Origin of the sequence: Streptomyces sp. NPDC015139 (genome assembly GCF_043079785.1) — a bacterium.
GTDB lineage: Bacteria > Actinomycetota > Actinomycetes > Streptomycetales > Streptomycetaceae > Streptomyces > Streptomyces albidocamelliae.
This window is the reverse complement of sequence record NZ_JBIBUW010000001.1, coordinates 959,273-974,985: the sequence shown is the minus strand read 5'-3', so window position 1 is coordinate 974,985 and position 15,713 is coordinate 959,273. Positions and strand designations below refer to the sequence as shown.

General features: G+C 72.0%; 13 protein-coding genes. 4 read left to right on the top strand and 9 right to left on the bottom strand.

Translation table 11 applies throughout. From position 1 onward, the window contains the following. Positions 1–11: 11 nt before the first annotated feature. The 4 genes from nrfD to ACF08B_RS04290 all read right to left on the bottom strand — a co-directional run bounded on the left by nrfD (position 12) and on the right by ACF08B_RS04290 (position 5,823). Positions 12–1,052, bottom strand: coding sequence for an NrfD/PsrC family molybdoenzyme membrane anchor subunit (gene nrfD, locus ACF08B_RS04305; protein WP_392315976.1), 1,041 nt, complete (start codon positions 1,050–1,052; stop codon positions 12–14). Next, positions 1,049–2,086 carry a 4Fe-4S dicluster domain-containing protein gene (locus ACF08B_RS04300; RefSeq protein WP_392315975.1) on the bottom strand — a complete coding sequence of 346 codons (1,038 nt, stop codon included), beginning with the start codon at positions 2,084–2,086 and terminating at the stop codon, positions 1,049–1,051. Before ACF08B_RS04300 ends, nrfD begins: the two co-directional genes overlap by 4 nt. Beyond that, a complete protein-coding gene (fdh, locus tag ACF08B_RS04295; RefSeq protein ID WP_392315974.1) occupies positions 2,083–5,376 on the bottom strand; it encodes a formate dehydrogenase in 3,294 nt (1,097 codons plus the stop codon). Before fdh ends, ACF08B_RS04300 begins: the two co-directional genes overlap by 4 nt. A gap of 150 nt (positions 5,377–5,526) precedes the next feature. After that, positions 5,527–5,823, bottom strand: coding sequence for a hypothetical protein (locus ACF08B_RS04290; RefSeq protein ID WP_392315973.1), 297 nt, complete (start codon positions 5,821–5,823; stop codon positions 5,527–5,529). A 500-nt stretch (positions 5,824–6,323) separates the two neighbouring features. Here ACF08B_RS04290 and ACF08B_RS04285 point away from each other — a divergent pair, with 500 nt between their 5' ends. After that, complete coding sequence (locus ACF08B_RS04285) at positions 6,324–6,506, top strand: hypothetical protein (protein ID WP_392315972.1); 183 nt, start codon at positions 6,324–6,326, stop codon at positions 6,504–6,506. 18 nt (positions 6,507–6,524) lie between these two features. Here the strand turns inward: ACF08B_RS04285 and ACF08B_RS04280 are convergent, their stop codons facing one another. Then, positions 6,525–8,498, bottom strand: a complete 1,974-nt coding sequence (locus tag ACF08B_RS04280; RefSeq protein ID WP_392315971.1) for an NAD-binding lipoprotein — start codon at positions 8,496–8,498, stop codon at positions 6,525–6,527. A 226-nt stretch (positions 8,499–8,724) separates the two neighbouring features. On the opposite strand from ACF08B_RS04280, the gene ACF08B_RS04275 reads away from it, so the two are divergent. Both ACF08B_RS04275 and ACF08B_RS04270 read left to right on the top strand, forming a co-directional pair. Continuing rightward, positions 8,725–9,261 carry a cysteine hydrolase family protein gene (locus ACF08B_RS04275; protein WP_392315970.1) on the top strand — a complete coding sequence of 179 codons (537 nt, stop codon included), beginning with the start codon at positions 8,725–8,727 and terminating at the stop codon, positions 9,259–9,261. Positions 9,262–9,728: 467 nt separating this feature from the next. After that, positions 9,729–10,880, top strand: a complete 1,152-nt coding sequence (locus ACF08B_RS04270; RefSeq protein WP_392315969.1) for an alpha/beta fold hydrolase — start codon at positions 9,729–9,731, stop codon at positions 10,878–10,880. Between the two features lie 36 nt (positions 10,881–10,916). On the opposite strand, the gene ACF08B_RS04265 is transcribed toward ACF08B_RS04270, so the two are convergent. The 4 genes from ACF08B_RS04265 to ACF08B_RS04250 all read right to left on the bottom strand — a co-directional run bounded on the left by ACF08B_RS04265 (position 10,917) and on the right by ACF08B_RS04250 (position 14,919). Beyond that, on the bottom strand, positions 10,917–11,228 hold the full coding sequence (locus ACF08B_RS04265; RefSeq protein ID WP_392315968.1) for a WhiB family transcriptional regulator: 312 nt from the start codon (positions 11,226–11,228) through the stop codon (positions 10,917–10,919). A 254-nt stretch (positions 11,229–11,482) separates the two neighbouring features. Then, positions 11,483–12,847 carry a carotenoid oxygenase family protein gene (locus tag ACF08B_RS04260; protein WP_392315967.1) on the bottom strand — a complete coding sequence of 455 codons (1,365 nt, stop codon included), beginning with the start codon at positions 12,845–12,847 and terminating at the stop codon, positions 11,483–11,485. A 57-nt stretch (positions 12,848–12,904) separates the two neighbouring features. After that, on the bottom strand, positions 12,905–13,345 hold the full coding sequence (locus ACF08B_RS04255; RefSeq protein ID WP_392315966.1) for an SRPBCC family protein: 441 nt from the start codon (positions 13,343–13,345) through the stop codon (positions 12,905–12,907). Between the two features lie 32 nt (positions 13,346–13,377). Next, on the bottom strand, positions 13,378–14,919 hold the full coding sequence (locus tag ACF08B_RS04250; RefSeq protein ID WP_392315965.1) for an MFS transporter: 1,542 nt from the start codon (positions 14,917–14,919) through the stop codon (positions 13,378–13,380). Positions 14,920–15,209: 290 nt separating this feature from the next. Between ACF08B_RS04250 and ACF08B_RS04245 the strand changes: the two genes are divergently transcribed. Then, positions 15,210–15,713 (top strand): toxin, encoded by a 504-nt coding sequence (locus ACF08B_RS04245; protein ID WP_392315964.1) that lies wholly within the window; start codon positions 15,210–15,212, stop codon positions 15,711–15,713.

The window sequence follows — 15,713 nt, the reverse complement described above, 5'->3', positions numbered from 1 at the left end:
GGCCGGAGCCGTCACGACGGGCCGGGACCTGCCCCGTCCGCCCCCTCCTCGCGGGCCCGCAGCCGCTCTCGCTGCGGTTCGACCACGTACGCGGGGTCCTCGGTGGACACCACCCCCGCCTCGAAGGTGCCGAACCGCTGGAGCACACTGCCCGCCAGCAGCGCCAGCCCGCCCGCCGCGGCAGCCGTGCGGCTGCGCCGGGCGAGGGTCAGCGCCGTCAGGGCGCCGCCCAGCGTCAGGTACTCGGACGCCTTGCGCAGGCGATGCGGCCGGCCGGTCGTGTAGGCCTGCGTCACCAGCCCGGGACGCCGGTCGACAAGGCGGGAGGCGGCGATCTCGGCCGCCGCGCCCACGACGCCGAGCCGCCGCGCCGGACCGGCCTCCGCGACCGGGGCCAGCAGCATGCCCAGCCCGGCCCCACTGGCCGCGGCACTGCCGGTGAAGACGAACGGCAGCTCCTTGTGCGCCTCGTGCCACGCGGGGACCGCCGTCTGGGACAGCAGTGCCGCCGTGTACGAGGCGACCCCGGGCGCCAGCAGGGCCGCCGACAGTCCCGCCGGACGTGCCGTCAGGCCCAGCAGCCGTCCGGGCAGCGTGGCCCGGACACCGGCCGGCAGCAACTCCGCCGTCGCCGCCAGCGCGCTGCCCGGGCCGTACGCGACGAGGACCCAGGTGCCGACGGACATGGGCGAACTCGGCTTGGCGACCCGCAGCATGTGATGGAAGCGCTCGGGCCTGCCGAGGTCCGCGACGAGCAGGTACATGCTCGCCAACAGGGCGGCGAAACCGCCGATCCGGCCTGCCCGGCGCAGTTCCGGGCGCTCGGTCAGGTCCGCGCCGGCCGCGAGCAGGGCGGCTCCGGCGGACAGCCCGCCGGTGAAGAGGTAGGCGGGGATCTTCCACTCCCACACGGGCGGCTTGAGGACCGGGCGCCCGTAGTAGGAGCGGAACTTCGCCTTCGGCACCATCGACCGCTCGCGGCTGCCGTCGTCGTCGCGGCCGGGCCGGTGGCCGTCCGGCAGCCCGTGCCGGAGCGCCCCGTCCCCGCTCATCGTCCCGTCCCCGGACATCGCCGCGGCCCGCGGAGGAAGACGGCCGCCGAGGCGGCCAGCAGCGCCGACGCGGCCACGCCCACGTGCTTCCAGATCGACGCGAGGTCGCGGGTCGGCACCACCGGATCGGGTGGGAAGCCGTACACCTCGGGTTCGTCGAGGAGCAGGAAGAAGGCGCCGTCGCCGCCCACCCCGTCCTCGGGGTCGCGGCCGTAGAGCCGGGCCTCGGGCACGCCCGCCTCGTGCAGGGCCGCCACCCGCCGGTCGGCCCGCTCACGCAGTTCGTCCAGCGGGCCGAACTGGATGGAGTCCGTCGGGCAGGCCTGGGCGCACGCCGGTTCCAGGCCGTCCTTCAGCCGGTCGTAGCACATGGTGCACTTCCAGGCCCGCCCGTCGTCCGGCCGCCGGTCGATGACGCCGTAGGGGCAGCCGGACACGCAGTAGCCGCAGCCGTTGCAGATGTCGGGCTGCACCACCACGGTGCCGAACTCGGTGCGGAACAGCGCCCCGGTGGGGCACACGTCGAGGCAGCCCGCGTGTGTGCAGTGCTTGCACACGTCCGAGGACATCAGCCAGCGGAACTCCGTGCGCGCCTCCGCTCCCGTGCCCGCGCCGGGCAGTTCGAAGGAGGGGAAGCCCAGGTCCACCGGGGCCGTGCCGAGGTCCGCGCCACCGCGTCTGGCGAACTCCAGGGCGTCCGCGACCACCTCCTCCGTGTCCTCCGTGCCGGACGGGCCCACGGGCAGGTCGGCGAGTCCCGCGTCCTGGCGGCCCAGCGGGCGCTGCTGCTCGACGAACGCCACGTGCCGCCAGGAACTCGCGCCCAGCATCCCGGTGTTGTCGAAGGACATGCCCAGCAGGTCGATGCCGTCCTCGGGGACGTCGTTCCACTCCTTGCACGCCACCTCGCACGCCTTGCAGCCGATGCACACGGAGGTGTCGGTGAAGAAGCCCATGCGCGGCGGGTGGTCGACGTGGCCGGCGTTCTCGGCGGGGTCCTCCAGCGGACCGTGGAAACTGTTGTCCGGGGTCATGACGGCGCCTCCGGCGGTTCGTCCGTCTCGGTGTGCGTGCACTCGGCGCAGCCGTCCGCCGTCGCGATCCGCGTGCCGGTCCGAGGCGTGATGCCGGCCCGGCGGCGGTAGTCCGCCACGTACGCGAGCAGGTCGGGGCCGCGCGGGCGCGGTCCGGGCCGTACGTCGCAGGTCAGCACCTTGCTCTCCTGGATGAAGACATTGGGGTCGGCGACCACGCCGATCAGGTCGTTGACCACGTCCCCGGTCGTCAGGCCCGTCGAGCCCCAGTGGTAGGGCATCCAGACCTGGTGGACCACACGGCCGTCGATCCGCAGCGGTGCCATCCGGTCGGTGACCACCACCCGCGCGTCGACCGCGGTCCTGCTGGTGATCACATGGGCCAGGTCCAGATGCCTGAGTCCGCGCTCGCGCGCGAGCTCCGGGGACACCTCCACGAACAACGCCGGCTGCAACTCCGCCAGGTACGGCAGCTGGCGGCTCATGGCGCCCGCCGTGTGGTGCTCGGTCAGCCGGGCCGCCGTGAACACATAGGGGAACACCTGGGAGTGGGCCTCCGGCGGCGCGGGGTTGGACGGGTTGTCGGGGCGCCCGTAGACCTTGCGCACCGGGTTGCCCTGCTGGCCGTAGAGCAGATTGCGCATCGGCGACTCGTGCGGCTCGTAGTGCGTGGGCATCGGCCCGTCCGCGAGTCCGGCCGGCGCGTACAGCCACGCCTTGCCGTCGCTCATCATGATGAACGCGTCGTCGCCGCTCAGCGCCGCCGGGCCGGACGCGCCCTCCGGCGGCCGGTAGTGCGGCGGTTTGGTCCGCTCGAAGTCGGGGGTGTCACGGCCGGTCCACTCGCCGGCTCCCTCGTCCCACCAGATCAGCTTCTTCCGCTCGCTCCAGGGCCGCCCGTCCGGGTCGGCGGAGGCGCGGTTGTACAGCACCCGGCGGTTGAGCGGCCAGGTCCAGCCCCACTCGGCGTCGTACGGTCCCGTCTCGGAGCGGGGGGTGCGGCGGCGCGCCTGGTTGGTCTCGCCGGCGTACACCCCGCTGTAGATCCAGCAGCCGCACGCCGTGCCGCCGTCGTCACGCAGGTCGAGATAGCTGTCGACGGTGCGGCCGGTGCTCAGGTCGATGCCGTTGATGTGGCGCAGCACGTCCGACGGGGACGGCTCCTCGCCCTCCATGTCGTAGTCCCAGGCGAGGTCGAGGACGGGGCGGTCGCGTTCGTCGGCCGAGCCCGCGAGGCGCTCCTTGAGCAGCAGGCCGAGACGGTGGAAGAACCACAGCTCGGAACGCCGGTCGCCGATGGGCTCCACGGCCTGGTCCCGCCACTGGAGCATCCGCTGCGTCTGGGTGAAGGTGCCGGCCTTCTCCACGTGCGACGCGGCCGGGAAGAAGAACACCTCCGTGCGGCAGCGCTCGGTGACGATCTCCCCGGTCTCGATCTCCGGCGCGTCCTTCCAGAAGGTCGCGCTCTCGATCATGGTGAGGTCGCGGACGACGAGCCAGTCGAGGTTGGCCATGCCCAGGCGCTGCAGCCGGCCGTGCGCCGAGCCGACCGCGGGGTTCTGCCCGAGCAGGAAGTAGCCGAACACCTTGCCGTCGACCATGTCCATCACGGTGCGGTAGGTGCCGTGGTCGCCGTTGACGCGGGGCAGGTAGTCGAAGCGGTAGTCGTTCTCGGCGGTCGCCGCGTCGCCCCAGTACTCCTTGAGCAGCGAGACCATGTAGGCGTCGGCGTCGCCCCAGAACCCCTTCTGCCCCGTGCCGCGCACGGTGTCGAGATAGCCGGCCAGGTTCTGGTGGGTGACGCTCGGCATCGGCAGATAGCCCGGCAGCAGGTTGAACAGGGTGGGCACGTCCGTGGAGCCCTGGATGCTGGCGTGGCCGCGCAGGGCGTAGATGCCGCCGCCCGGACGCCCGATGTTGCCCAGCAGCAGCTGGACGATCGATCCGGCCCGGATGTACTGGGCGCCGACGGAGTGCTGGGTCCAGCCGACGCTGTAGACGAGCGCGGTGGTCCGCTCCCGGCCGGAGTTGTCCGTCCAGGCCCGGCACACGTCGAGGAACAGCTCCCGCGGCACTCCGCAGATCCGCTCCACCATCTCCGGGGTGTAGCGCGCGAAGTGCCGCTTGAGCACCTGGAACACGCACCGGGGGTGTTCCAGGGTGGGATCGGACTCGACTCCCCCCTCGGCCTCCTCGACGAGCGGGCCCCGGGCGCCGTGCTGGTACGGCTCGGAGGTCTCCTTCGCGTGACGGCCCGGCCGCTCCTGGGCGCGGACGCTCGCGTACGACCAGCTCGACGGGTCGTACGCCGCGGTGTGCGGGTCGTAGCCGCTGAACAGCCCGTCCAGGTCCTCGGTGTCCTGGAAGCTCTCGTCCACCAGGGAGGGCGCGTTGGTGTACGCCCGCACGTAGTCCCGGAAGTCCAGGTCGTGGGTGAGGATGTGGTTGATCACGCCGCCCAGGAACGCGATGTCGGTGCCGGCCCGGATGCTGACGTGCTGGTCCGCGTGCGCGCTGGTGCGGGTGAAGCGCGGGTCGATGTGGATGACCTTGGCGCCGCGCGCCTTGGCCTCGATGACCCATTGGAACCCGACCGGATGGGCCTCGGCCATGTTCGAGCCCATGATGACGATGCAGTCGGCGTTGACCAGGTCCTGCTGGTAGTCCGTGGCGCCGCCACGGCCGAGCGAGGCTCCCAGACCGGGAACCGTGGCGGAGTGTCAAATGCGGGCCTGGTTCTCGATCTGCAGGGCGCCGAGAGCGGTGAACAACTTCTTGATGAGGTAGTTCTCCTCGTTGTCCAGCGTCGCCCCGCCCAGACCGGCGAACCCCATCGTCCGCCGCAGGGTCCTGCCGTCCGCGTCGGTTTCCTGCCAGCCCCTGCGGCGGGCGTCCAGCACCCGGTCGGCCACCATGTCCATGGCCGTGTCCAGGTCCAGCTCCTGCCAGCCGGTGCCGTACGGCGCCCGGTACAGGACGCGCTCCTCGCGCTGCGGGCCGGTGACCAGCTGCTTGCTGGCGGATCCCTTGGGACACAGCCGGCCCCGGGAGATGGGGCTGTCCGGGTTGCCCTCGATCTGGATGATCTTCTCGTCCTTGACGTACACGCGCTGGGCGCAGCCCACCGCGCAGTACGGGCACACCGAGTGCACCATCCGGTCGGCGCTCTCGGTCCGGGAGCCCAGGGCCGAGGAGCGGGCCGACTGTGCGGCCTTGCCGCGGCCCAGCGGATCCGTGCCGGTCAGCTGCCGGTACACCGGCCAGGCGTCGAGCCAGCGCTTCAGGCCCATCGGATCGCTCCCTCGTGCGGGGCCCCCACCACCCACCGACGCTACCGGCCGGGCAGGCGCCCGCAAGTCGGTACGGGAGTGATCAGACGGCTGCGGTCCGGGTACGGCCGCTGCTCACCGGCCCTCGGTGGGCCGCCCGGCCCGGTCGCCTCACTTCGTGGTGTCGCCGAACTTCGCGAGCTGGTCCTTGACCCAGGGGTCGAACACGGCGAGCCGCTTGGCGGACGACGGGTAGAAGGTCGCCAGCTGGTCCTCGATCCACGGGTCCGTGGGCTGCCGGGCGTCATGGTGGCGCCCGGCGGACGGCCGCTCGGCGCCGGCCGTGGCGGGGTGGTGCCCGGGGGTGTGAGGAGTGGCCGCGACCGCGGGACCGCCGCCGATCGCCATCGCGCCTGCGGCCATCGCCGCGGAAGCGCCGACGATCGCGATCCGTCGCGTGAACTTCATGGTTTCCTCCTCCGTGACGTGCTCGGACGGCGCGACTACCCACTCCCACGCCTCGCACACCCTTTCCGGAACATCCCGGACATCAGGGGTCAAGGGGTCACTGCAGCATGCCCGGGATCATGGCTCCGTCCACTGTGGTGGCGCCCCGGGTGCCGGCCCCGGCCGCGGACCCGCGCAGGCGCAGCGCGCCGTCGGCGCCAGACATGCGCTGTCGACGATACCGGCGGTGGCCTGGGGGAAGCGGGCAATCCTGTTCGGCCCGGAGGCCGGGCCGTACCAGACGGAGACGCGCCCCGCCCGCCCCTTGCCTTTCGTTGCGCGGGACTCGGCGGAACTTGCAACTGGAGCCGAACGACTCCGGCAGCCGGGCCAGTTGGACGCCCAGGCTCAAGATCCGCTCAAGGCGGCTGCGGTCACCTCCGTGGCTGGTGCATTCTTCCTGGCACGACCACGTACGGCCCGACGCACACAGGGCGGGCCACCGAACTGGGGGAACACACATGCCGAACCCGCTCAGCCGAGCCGTGACCGCCGTCCGGGACGCCGTTTCCGGCCGTAGCCGTCTCGCGAAGTACGGCGACCCGGAGGCCCATCGCCACCGCCACAACCGTGACGTCAACCTCGCCAACCACTACATCCCGACGGCACCGCAGGTTCTCGGGAACCTGCCCACCGGCATGTAGACGAGGCACACCCACCTCTCAGGCGGGTGGGGCCTCGGCAGGGGTGTCGTCGCTTCGCCGTCCACGGATGTGCGGCAGGTGCGCGTCCGCCGGGTCCGCGGTGACGGAAGCGTCGGGGGCCGGGAGCAGCACCAGGATCCTGTCCTCGGCGGACCAGACGCGCCGGTCGCTCTTGCCGGGGCAGAGCACGACATCCGCGGGGTGCGGGCCCTGCTCGTGGTAGCCGATCGCGCACTGGCCCCGGTCCAGTGCGGCCGCCACCACGGTCGCGAAGGACGCCTCACGGCCGGGCAGGACGTACTCCCCCGCCGGACGCAGGTCCAGCGCGCCGCCGCGCGTGACGAAGATGTCGTCGAACACCGGGACGAGCGACGGGTGATGGGTGATCTGCGCCATGAGCAGCGCGGTCAGCCGGCCCCGCACCACCGTGCCCGCGGCCGGGCCGAGCGGGGCCAGACGCTCGGTGCGGTGGTCGTGCAGTTCGGCGACCACGGGCAGCGGCCGGCCGGCCGTCTCCTCGAAGGAGCGCAGCATGAGCAGGGTCAACAGGGCCCGGTCGTCGAGGCGTTCGCCGGTACGGCAGGTGTCCGGGCCGAGCACGATGACACTGTCGTAGCCGAAGAGGTCCAGGACGCGCAGGACTTCGGGGCGCGTGGGGTCGCCCGGACGGTGGGTGACGGCGAGCCGCCCGTCGTCCGGTTCGTCGGCCTGCTGCCCCGGGAGGAGGCCGGTGTCCGGGCCGGCGATCACGTCGAGGACGGATCCCGGGCGGGCGCCGCGCCGCAGGAGATCCGCGATCAGCGGCCCGCGCCGGTTCCAGCCCAGCAGCAGGACGCGCACGGGCCCGTCGGCCGCCGGCGTGGCCGCGCTCATCGCCGTGGGGTCCACGTGCGCGCGGTGGTCGGTGGGCGCCGCGGGCCGGTCGTCGTGGGCGACCACGACCAGCCGGTCCCCGGCGGTGAGCACGGCGCCCGGTGGCGGCGTGAGCAGGAGACCGCCGTCGGCGCGCAGGAATCCGACGGCACAGGACGTGTCGTGGCGCAGGGCGATCTGCCGGAAGGTGAGCCCGGCCAGGTGCGGAGCGTCGGCCAGGTGGAACTCGGCGCCGGCGAAGTCGAGGAGGTCGCGCACGGCGGACGTCAGTCCGGGGCGCCGCGCGGCCTGCACGAGCAGCCGTGCGGTGGTGCCGTCCGTCTCCAGCACCGTGCCGCGCGCTCCGGCCGCGAGTCGTGCGGCGGGCAGCCGGCGGCCGTCGCGTACGGCGGACACCACCGGCGGTCCGCCCTCCGGCCCGGTCAGGGCCCGCAGGGCGAGCAGGACGCGCACGACCTCGGTGTCCGCCTCCCCCTCCGCCGCCGGCAGGACCAGCACCGAGGCGGCGGTGGCCGGGCCGACCAGGGCCAGCGCCGCGGGATCCGCGGGCGAACCGGTGCGGCACACGAGCCGGGCACGGCCCCGGACGCCGGGGACGGCCAGCAGTTCCTCCTCCATTCCGGTCGAGTCCCGGTCGGCGAGTACGGCGATGGTGGTACGGCCGCGATCGCCGTGGGCGGCCGCGAGTTCGCCGACGATCGTGAACACCTGGTCCGACCAGCCGAGAACGACCACATGCCCCCTCTCCAGCACCGTGGAGCGGCCCCGGCGCAGCTCCGCGACGCGGTCCCCGAGTCCGGTGGTGATCACTCCCACCAGAGTCGAGACGCAGAGCAGGGCGATCAGGCCGAGCAGGACGGAGAGGAGCATCCGCAGGGGCGCGCCGGTCACGGCGCCGAGCCGGAGCGTCTCCGCGCTGGTGCGCCATACGGCGGTGAGCCGGCCGGACAGCGAACGGGGTGCCGCGGGATCCATCCACACCAGCGCGGTGCTGACCGGCACCACCACGGCCAGACAGCACGCCGCCAGCCAGCCGAGGAGGGTGCCCGTGCTGCGGGCCAGGGTCTGGTCGAACCGGTAGCGTGCCCGGTCCCGTAACGCCGACCGCCGCCTGGCCACATGTGCCCCCTGCCGTCCCGCTCTCCGCCTGTCGACGGGGATCCTGCTGCGCCGGCGCCTGCGACACGCCGTCCGACCGGGGCATTCATCCTTTCGGGACACGGCGTGGGGCGACAGGCGTTCCGACGCGTACTCCCAGTCGTCCGGGGCACCACGGGGGCGATGGCGGCGCGGGGCGCACCTGGCTCCGCAGGCCCGCCCGTCCCGCAGGTGGAACCCTGGCAGCATGAGCAAGACCGCGCTGATCGTCATCGACATGATCAACACCTACGATCACCAGGACGCCGAGCTGCTGCTCCCGTCCGCGCGGCAGGTCGTACCGGTGCTGACCGATCTGCTGCGCCGAGCGCGGCGGGACGGGGCGACGGTCATCTACGTCAACGACAACTTCGGGGAGTGGCGCTCGCACCACGGCGAACTGCTGGAGCACGCTCTGACGAGCCCCCACGCGGATCTCGTCGAGCCCCTGCGGCCCGACGGCGACTCGCTGTTCGTCCTCAAGGCGCGGCACTCCGTCTTCTTCGAGACACCCTTGACGTATCTGCTCCAGCAGCGGGGGATCCAGCAGTTGGTGCTGTGCGGCCAGGTGACCGAGCAGTGTGTCCTCTACTCCGCGCTCGACGCCCACATCCGCCATTTCGAGGTCGTCGTCCCCCGGGACGCCGTGGCACACATCCACGACGACCTCGCCGAGGCCGCTCTGCGCATGATGGAGACGAACATGGGTGCTCGCGTGTGCGCGAGCCAGGACCTGTGGACGTGACGGCAAGGGCCGGGCGACCGGCCGTCCCGCTGAGGCCGACCGCGCCACGCATGCTCTGTTGACCAATCAATTACGCAGGCGATTGATCGAGTTGCAGGCCGTGACATGCGGCGGCAGGCTGGGACCGTAGGGACTCGACGCCCCCACTGTGCCTACCGCCCTTTCTCTCATCGGGCCCGGTTCGTTGCCCCGTGATCCACGTGGGAGTGATGATGGCGCTGACGCTCACTCACATGATCTGAGAAGCCTTTCCAGAGGTCGCTGGAAGGGGTGCCCAGCCGTTTCACACCACCGTCGCCGGCTCCGACGAGCCCTGCGCGGGTGAGGGCGTACTTCGGGCGAGTTGTCTTGCCCACGGGCGATCCGGGTCGGCGAAAGGGCCGACCGCAGGATCGCGCATGCCTCGATCCACCCCTTCAGTCGCGTTCAGCCACCGCCCATGGGCGAGTGGCGCGAAGGGACACCTCATGGCCATCGTCACCACCGACCACTCGGTCCCGCACACGTCGACCGTCCCCGCCACGGCCGGCCAGAAGGTCGAACTGTTCGTGCGGGAGCACGACGGCACGCCCTCCGGCCCGCCCGCGAACCGCAAGGCCGTCCTCATGCTGCACGGCAGGAGCGTTCCGGCACTTGCGGGCTACGACCTCCAGCACACCTCGTACGGGTGGGCCAAGGCCGTCGCCCAGGCCGGGTACGACGTCTTCATGATGGACCTCCAGGGCTCGGGTCTCTCACCGCGTCCGCGGATGGAGGACCCGTGCAACGTCAATCCCCTGCAGCAGGGCGCCGTCACTCCCCCGCTGATGGGCACGCGCACGGCGAGCTACCCGTACGTCCTGACCAACTCGCAGAGCGACCGGGACGAACTCGGCACCGTCGTCGACTACATCCGCGACGAACGCCACGTCACCAAGGTCGCGTTCATCGGCTGGTCGGCCGCCGCGTTCGCGATGGGACCGTACGCGGTCAACAATCCGGGGAAGGTGGAGAGCCTGTTCCTCCTCGCGCCGATCTTCCCGCCGCTCGGACCGTCGACCCCACCGACCCTGCCCGCCCCGGGCTTCCCCACCCATGTGCTCACCCATGACGGCCTCGATCTGGCCTGGGCCAAGGAAGCCAAGTGCCCGAACCAGCGCGAGGAAGGCATGATCGACGTCGTGTGGGACGCCCTGATGGAGATCGACCCCCTCGGCCGCACCTGGGGACCGATCGAGGACGGGCGTCCGGTGGGGGCCAGCCGGTACCGGAACTTCGTGTCGTGGGGCTGGAACAACACCACCGCGGGGCAGGGCGGCGTCCTCGGCGGAAGCGTGCCCGTACTGATCGTGCACGGCGAGCACGACAAGACGGCCAACACCACACCGCCCAGCTCCAACCCTGCGCTCGACTTCCATGTCCCCGCGCTCTACGACGCCATCACGGGAGCGCACAACATTCTGGTCACGGTGAAGTGCGCCGGTCACTCCATGCCGTGGGAGATCCAGCACAAGAACCTCCACAACCTCTCGAACTACTGGCTCAAGCACCTGGCGGTCGCCGGCAAGACGCAAGGCCGCTACGAGATGGACCTGAACGGCGACATCAGCCCTGAGCCGGAAGTCCCACCGGTGCTGTAGGACCTGCACACCCGGCCCGACCGGACGGATCCGGGGTCAACTCGCCCTGAGGTCGGCGACCTTGGCCGCATGAGTGCGCTGGTGTTCCGCACGGGCCGTTTCCAGCAGGCGACGCCAGGAAGTGACGGTGGGCCGGCGCCGCAGCAGGGCCCGGCGCTCCCGCTCGGTCATGCCTCCCCAGATGCCGTGCTCGATACGCTGGTCCAGGGCGTACGCGAGGCACTCGGTCCGGACGCCGCAGCCGCCGCACAGTGCCTTCGCGCGGTTCTGCGCGGCCCCCTCGACGAACAGGTCGTCAGGGTCGGCCGTCCGGCAGATCCCCAGTTCACTCCAGTCGGTCCCCGCCATCCCGTGATGCCGTCCTCTCCCCTACCCGCCGTGTCGTTGCCTCTGCTGAAGGCAGCGGGCATATGACACTACGCCGTTCGACGATTACTCCTTCCTCCGCTGCGCAGCATCACACCTTCGGGTGAGCCACATTTGCCTTCTGCACGGGGCGACGCTAAAGAGATAAATCCGACGGACCGCCTCGGGGCCCCGGGACGGTGAGTTCCCGGGGCCTCCTTGCCGCCGGCGGACGGGCGGCGTCTCCTCGTCGTGGCTCAGGCCTCGCTGTCGTCCCCGTCGCCGTCGGGGACCCAGGAACCGTGGATCCCGGCGGTCACCCGGTGGGGCAGGTGGACGGTGGCGATCCGGTCGAGGCCGGAGGCGTCGAGGACCAGCAGCTGCGAGGCGTCCTGCTTGAGGTCGGAGACCACGGTGAGCAGGTAGCCGTCGTCCTCGCGGGTCGCTCGGTCGGCGGGCACGAAGACGGCTTCGCCGGGCAGGCGGCCGTCGCCGGCCCGGTGGATGCGGCGGGCCCCGGTCGTGCGGTCGTACTTGACCACGCCGTAGCCGCCGTAGCCCTGTTCGTCGGGGAAGGAGACGGCGTACTGGTAGCGGTTCTCGGCGCCCAGGTACCGCTCGTTGATGGTCGGGAACTCCACCGGCAGGTCGTCGATGATCTGCTCGTCGACCGTTCCGGCCACCGTGTCGATCACCCAGCGTCGGGTGTAGGAACGGGCGGCTGGTTCGGTACCGCGTCCGGGGGCGCCGACCCACCAGTTCCAGGAGAGCCGGAACCCCTCTCGGTCCACGGTCGGGCCCTCCAGGACGATACGGCCCCGGCCGTCCTCGTAGGCGTTGGCCACGTGCAGCAGGTTGCCCGGTTCGACGGTGAGCCAGCGGATGTGCCCGGCGCCGTCGTCCCCGCGGGGCATGACGCCGATGCGGGAGGGCTGCCGGTCGCTCCAGCCGTAGGGGATGCCGGACCGCTCGGCCGGGTCGAACGTGACGTTGCCCTCGACGAAGACCACGTGGCGGCGGGTGAGGGCGAAGTCGTGCTTCAGCGAGGCGGTGGCTCCCCGGATCTCGGCGGTGTGGACGATCTCCCCCTTGGTGTCGGCGACGTAGTACACCAGGTGGGGCGGGAACGGTGAGGAGCCGAAGAAGTGGAGTTCCCCGGTCACCGGGTCCTCCTTGGGGTGCGCGGTCATGGCCGTGCGCAGCTTGCCGTCGAAGTCGTGGGCGCCGACCGTGTCCAGGTCTCGGGTGAGCTCGAAGGGAACGTTGGCCTCGCACAGCGCGAGCAGCCGTCCGGCGTGCTCGATGACATGGGTGCCGGCGACGCTGGCGGTCAGATCGGGTCCGTGTTCGGTCAGGTAGGGAGCGCCGTCCAGGGCCGGGGTGCGCACCCAGCGGTTCCGGTACCACTCGGCCCGGCCCCCGCGCAGCCGGATGCCGTGGACCATGCCACTGCCCTTGAACCAGTGGGTGGGGGTGACTCCGGGCTTGGGGTTGTGACCGTTGCGGAGCAGTCGGCCGGTCAGTTCGGGGGGCAGGACGCCCTCGACGGTGAGTTCTGTCGCGGTGACCTCGTCGGTCAGCGGGGTGTAGTGGCCGGTGAGGTACGGCTTGTCGGAAGTCATGGCAGTCGCCTTTCGGTGTGGGTCGGCAAGGGAGCGGGGCGTCGTGTCGTTGGCTGGTCAGGCGGGTTGCTCGGCGCGGGCCTTGAGGAGGGCGAGCCAGTTCTCCAGGGAGTCGTGCAGGGCCTTGCTCAACCGGTCCGTCGCGGCCTCGACCGGGGTACCGCTCCAGGACTCCTCGGTACGGACGGTGACCCGGCCGCCGTCCTCCTCGAACGTCCACACGTGGACACCCGTGATGCCGGCGGCGGGGCCGCCCCACACGATCCGCTCGCCCGGGACCACTTCTCGCACGGTGGAGGTGATGTCCAGGCCGTGCGTGTGCCAGCTGAAGGAGTTGCCGGGGGTCAACGGGCCGTCGAGGCGGGCCCGGACGATGTCCGTGTTCCAGGTGGGCCAGGCCGCGATGTCGGTGTGCAGCTGCCACACCGTCGCGAGCGGGGCGTCGATCGTGGTGCTCAGGCGGACGACGACAGGGGCGTTCTCGTCGATGGTCACCATGGCTGTACTTCCTTTCTCAGGGATTTTCGTGGTCAGGTGTCGGGGTGTGTCCGGTACGTCGACTCGGCCGAGTCGGGTCGAGAGGTCTTCGGCCCGGCCGAGCCGGGAGGCTCCCCGGTTCGCGGTCCGGAGGCCGGCTGGGCGGAGGCCTGCACCGCACTCGGGCCGGTGCGGCGGGTGAGGAGCGTCGCGAGGAGTCCGGTGACGGCGAGGAGCGCGGCCGAGACCGTGAACGCGGCCCGGTAGCCGGCCGTGAGGGACTCCGGACGGGGTTCGTGGGCGTGGGCGGTGACGGTGCCGGCGAGGGTGGCCAGCGCGGCGAGGCCGATCGCGCCACCGACCTGCCGGGTGGTGTTCACCAGGCCGCCCGCCAGGCCCGCGTCCTGCGGCGGGACACCGTCCACGGCGAGTGCGGTGAGCTGAACGAACGCGATGCCCAGACCGAGACCGACGAGGACGCTGGGGCCGAGGACGTCGGCGGCGTAGCTCCCGTCGGCGCTGAGGCGTGACAGCCACAGCAACCCGGCGGCCTCGGCGAACAGGGCGGCGGTCACGGTCATGGTGGCGCCGATGAGCCGGGAGAGACGCCGGGCGAGGACGGACCCGAGCATGTTGGCGGCGGCGAGCGGTAGTTGGCCCGCCCCGGTGGTCAGCGGCCCCGAGCCGAGGACCTGTTGCTGGTAGAGCGGAAGGAAGAAGAACAGGGCGATCCACACCGACCCCAGCAGGGCCATCAGCAGATTGCCCGCCGCCACCCGGCCGGTGGTGAACAGGCGTGGCGGCACGAGCGCGTTCGGCCGGCGGAGCTCGATCGCGGCGAAGACCCCGAGCAGTGCGGCCGCGGCGGCGAGGGCGCCGAGGACCCGGTCGTCCGTCCAGCCGCTGCCGCGGGCTGCGGTCAGCCCCCAGACCAGGCAGGTCAGGCCGAGGGTGACGGTCGTGGTGCCGAGCAGGTCGAACCGTCCGGCCGCACGGCCGGACGACCGCGGGACGAGGACCGCGACGGCGGTCAGGACCAGCACCGACCCGAGCGCGACGGCGTGGAAGATCCACGGCCAGCCCCGGGCCTGCGTCAGGACACCGCCCAGCAGGACCCCGCCCGCGCCGCCCGCCCCGGAGACCGCGCCCCACACCCCCAGCGCCCTGCCGCGTCCGGGGCCTGGCGGGAACAGGTCCATGGCCAGGGCGAGCGCGGCCGGGGCGACGGCGGCGGCACCGAGGCCCTGTACGGCACGGGCCGTGATCAGCACGCCCGGCGAGCCGGCCGCTCCCGCCGCCAGGGAGCCGGCCGTGAACAGGGCGAGCCCGACGACCAGCACCGGTCGGCGCCCGAGCAGGTCGGACGCCCGCCCGCCGGCGAGGAGCAGCGCCCCGAACGCCAGCCCGTAGGCGTTGACCACCCAGGTGGTACCGGTGTCCGACAGGCCGACCCCGGTCCGGATCTGCGGCAGCGCCACGTTCACGATCGAGGTGGCGACCATGACGAGGAACTGGGCCGCGGCGAGTACCGCGAGGACGGCCGTGCGCCGAGGGCCGGGTGGCGTCCGCCCCTGCCGAGTGCGTGGGAGGTTCATGGCGCACAGCGTCGTGCGGGGCACTGTCCACTCTCCAGGCCGGACAGGGACGTTCACTGTCCACTCCTGTCCGCACCTGTCCACTCGGCCGGTGCCCGCGCCGACCGGGCGGCGCGAACTCCCGACCATGCCAACTCCCCAGCGCAGGCACTAGGATTCCGTCCGCGGCCGGAGTCGAGTCGTCACCCGGCGGCGGCGCGCGCCGCCGGTCACGACGGTTGGTCCTGGCCGGTGGTAGCGCCGGAAGCCGAGATGAGCGCATCGGGGGAACTGTGGGCACCAGGAGGGAGATGCGTCGTCTCGCCGACGCTCTGATCGGCTCCATGAAGGTGCCGGCGCTGCCCGCGGATCCCGAAGCGCTCTTCGACGCGTTGGTGGAGTCGGCGCAGGAATGGCGTCAGCGTCCGCTCCGTGTGGTACTGCGCGAATTCCCGCCGCACACGGCTTCCGGCCTGTGGATCGAGCAAGAGGACCGGGACATCGTCATCGTGGACCGGCGCGCGCCGAAATGGATGCAGATCGTCATCCTCTGCCACGAACTGTGGCACGTCCACAAGGGGCAGTCGAGTCCGCTGCACATGCTCGGCGGCGCCGGCGGTGACGGCTCACGGCCTGCCGCGGCGCGCACCACGCTCGCCGAGAAGCACGAGCGGGAGGCCGACAGGTTCGGGATGCTGATGGGGCTGGAACTGCGGCCGTGGATGGAGGCGTCCGAGCACTCCGTCTACTGCAACGAGCCGACGAGCCTCGCCGGCCGCATAGGCGCGGCGCTCAACTACCGCGGCGAGGCCTGA

Coding starts and splice junctions, on each gene's coding strand:
- nrfD (WP_392315976.1), bottom strand. CDS start 1,052: ATGAGCGGGGACGGGGCGCTCCGGCACGGGCTGCCGGACGGCCACCGG.
- ACF08B_RS04300 (WP_392315975.1), bottom strand. CDS start 2,086: ATGACCCCGGACAACAGTTTCCACGGTCCGCTGGAGGACCCCGCCGAG.
- ACF08B_RS04290 (WP_392315973.1), bottom strand. CDS start 5,823: ATGAAGTTCACGCGACGGATCGCGATCGTCGGCGCTTCCGCGGCGATG.
- ACF08B_RS04285 (WP_392315972.1), top strand. CDS start 6,324: ATGCCGAACCCGCTCAGCCGAGCCGTGACCGCCGTCCGGGACGCCGTT.
- ACF08B_RS04275 (WP_392315970.1), top strand. CDS start 8,725: ATGAGCAAGACCGCGCTGATCGTCATCGACATGATCAACACCTACGAT.
- ACF08B_RS04270 (WP_392315969.1), top strand. CDS start 9,729: ATGGCCATCGTCACCACCGACCACTCGGTCCCGCACACGTCGACCGTC.
- ACF08B_RS04265 (WP_392315968.1), bottom strand. CDS start 11,228: ATGGCGGGGACCGACTGGAGTGAACTGGGGATCTGCCGGACGGCCGAC.
- ACF08B_RS04260 (WP_392315967.1), bottom strand. CDS start 12,847: ATGACTTCCGACAAGCCGTACCTCACCGGCCACTACACCCCGCTGACC.
- ACF08B_RS04255 (WP_392315966.1), bottom strand. CDS start 13,345: ATGGTGACCATCGACGAGAACGCCCCTGTCGTCGTCCGCCTGAGCACC.
- ACF08B_RS04250 (WP_392315965.1), bottom strand. CDS start 14,919: ATGAACCTCCCACGCACTCGGCAGGGGCGGACGCCACCCGGCCCTCGG.
- ACF08B_RS04245 (WP_392315964.1), top strand. CDS start 15,210: ATGCGTCGTCTCGCCGACGCTCTGATCGGCTCCATGAAGGTGCCGGCG.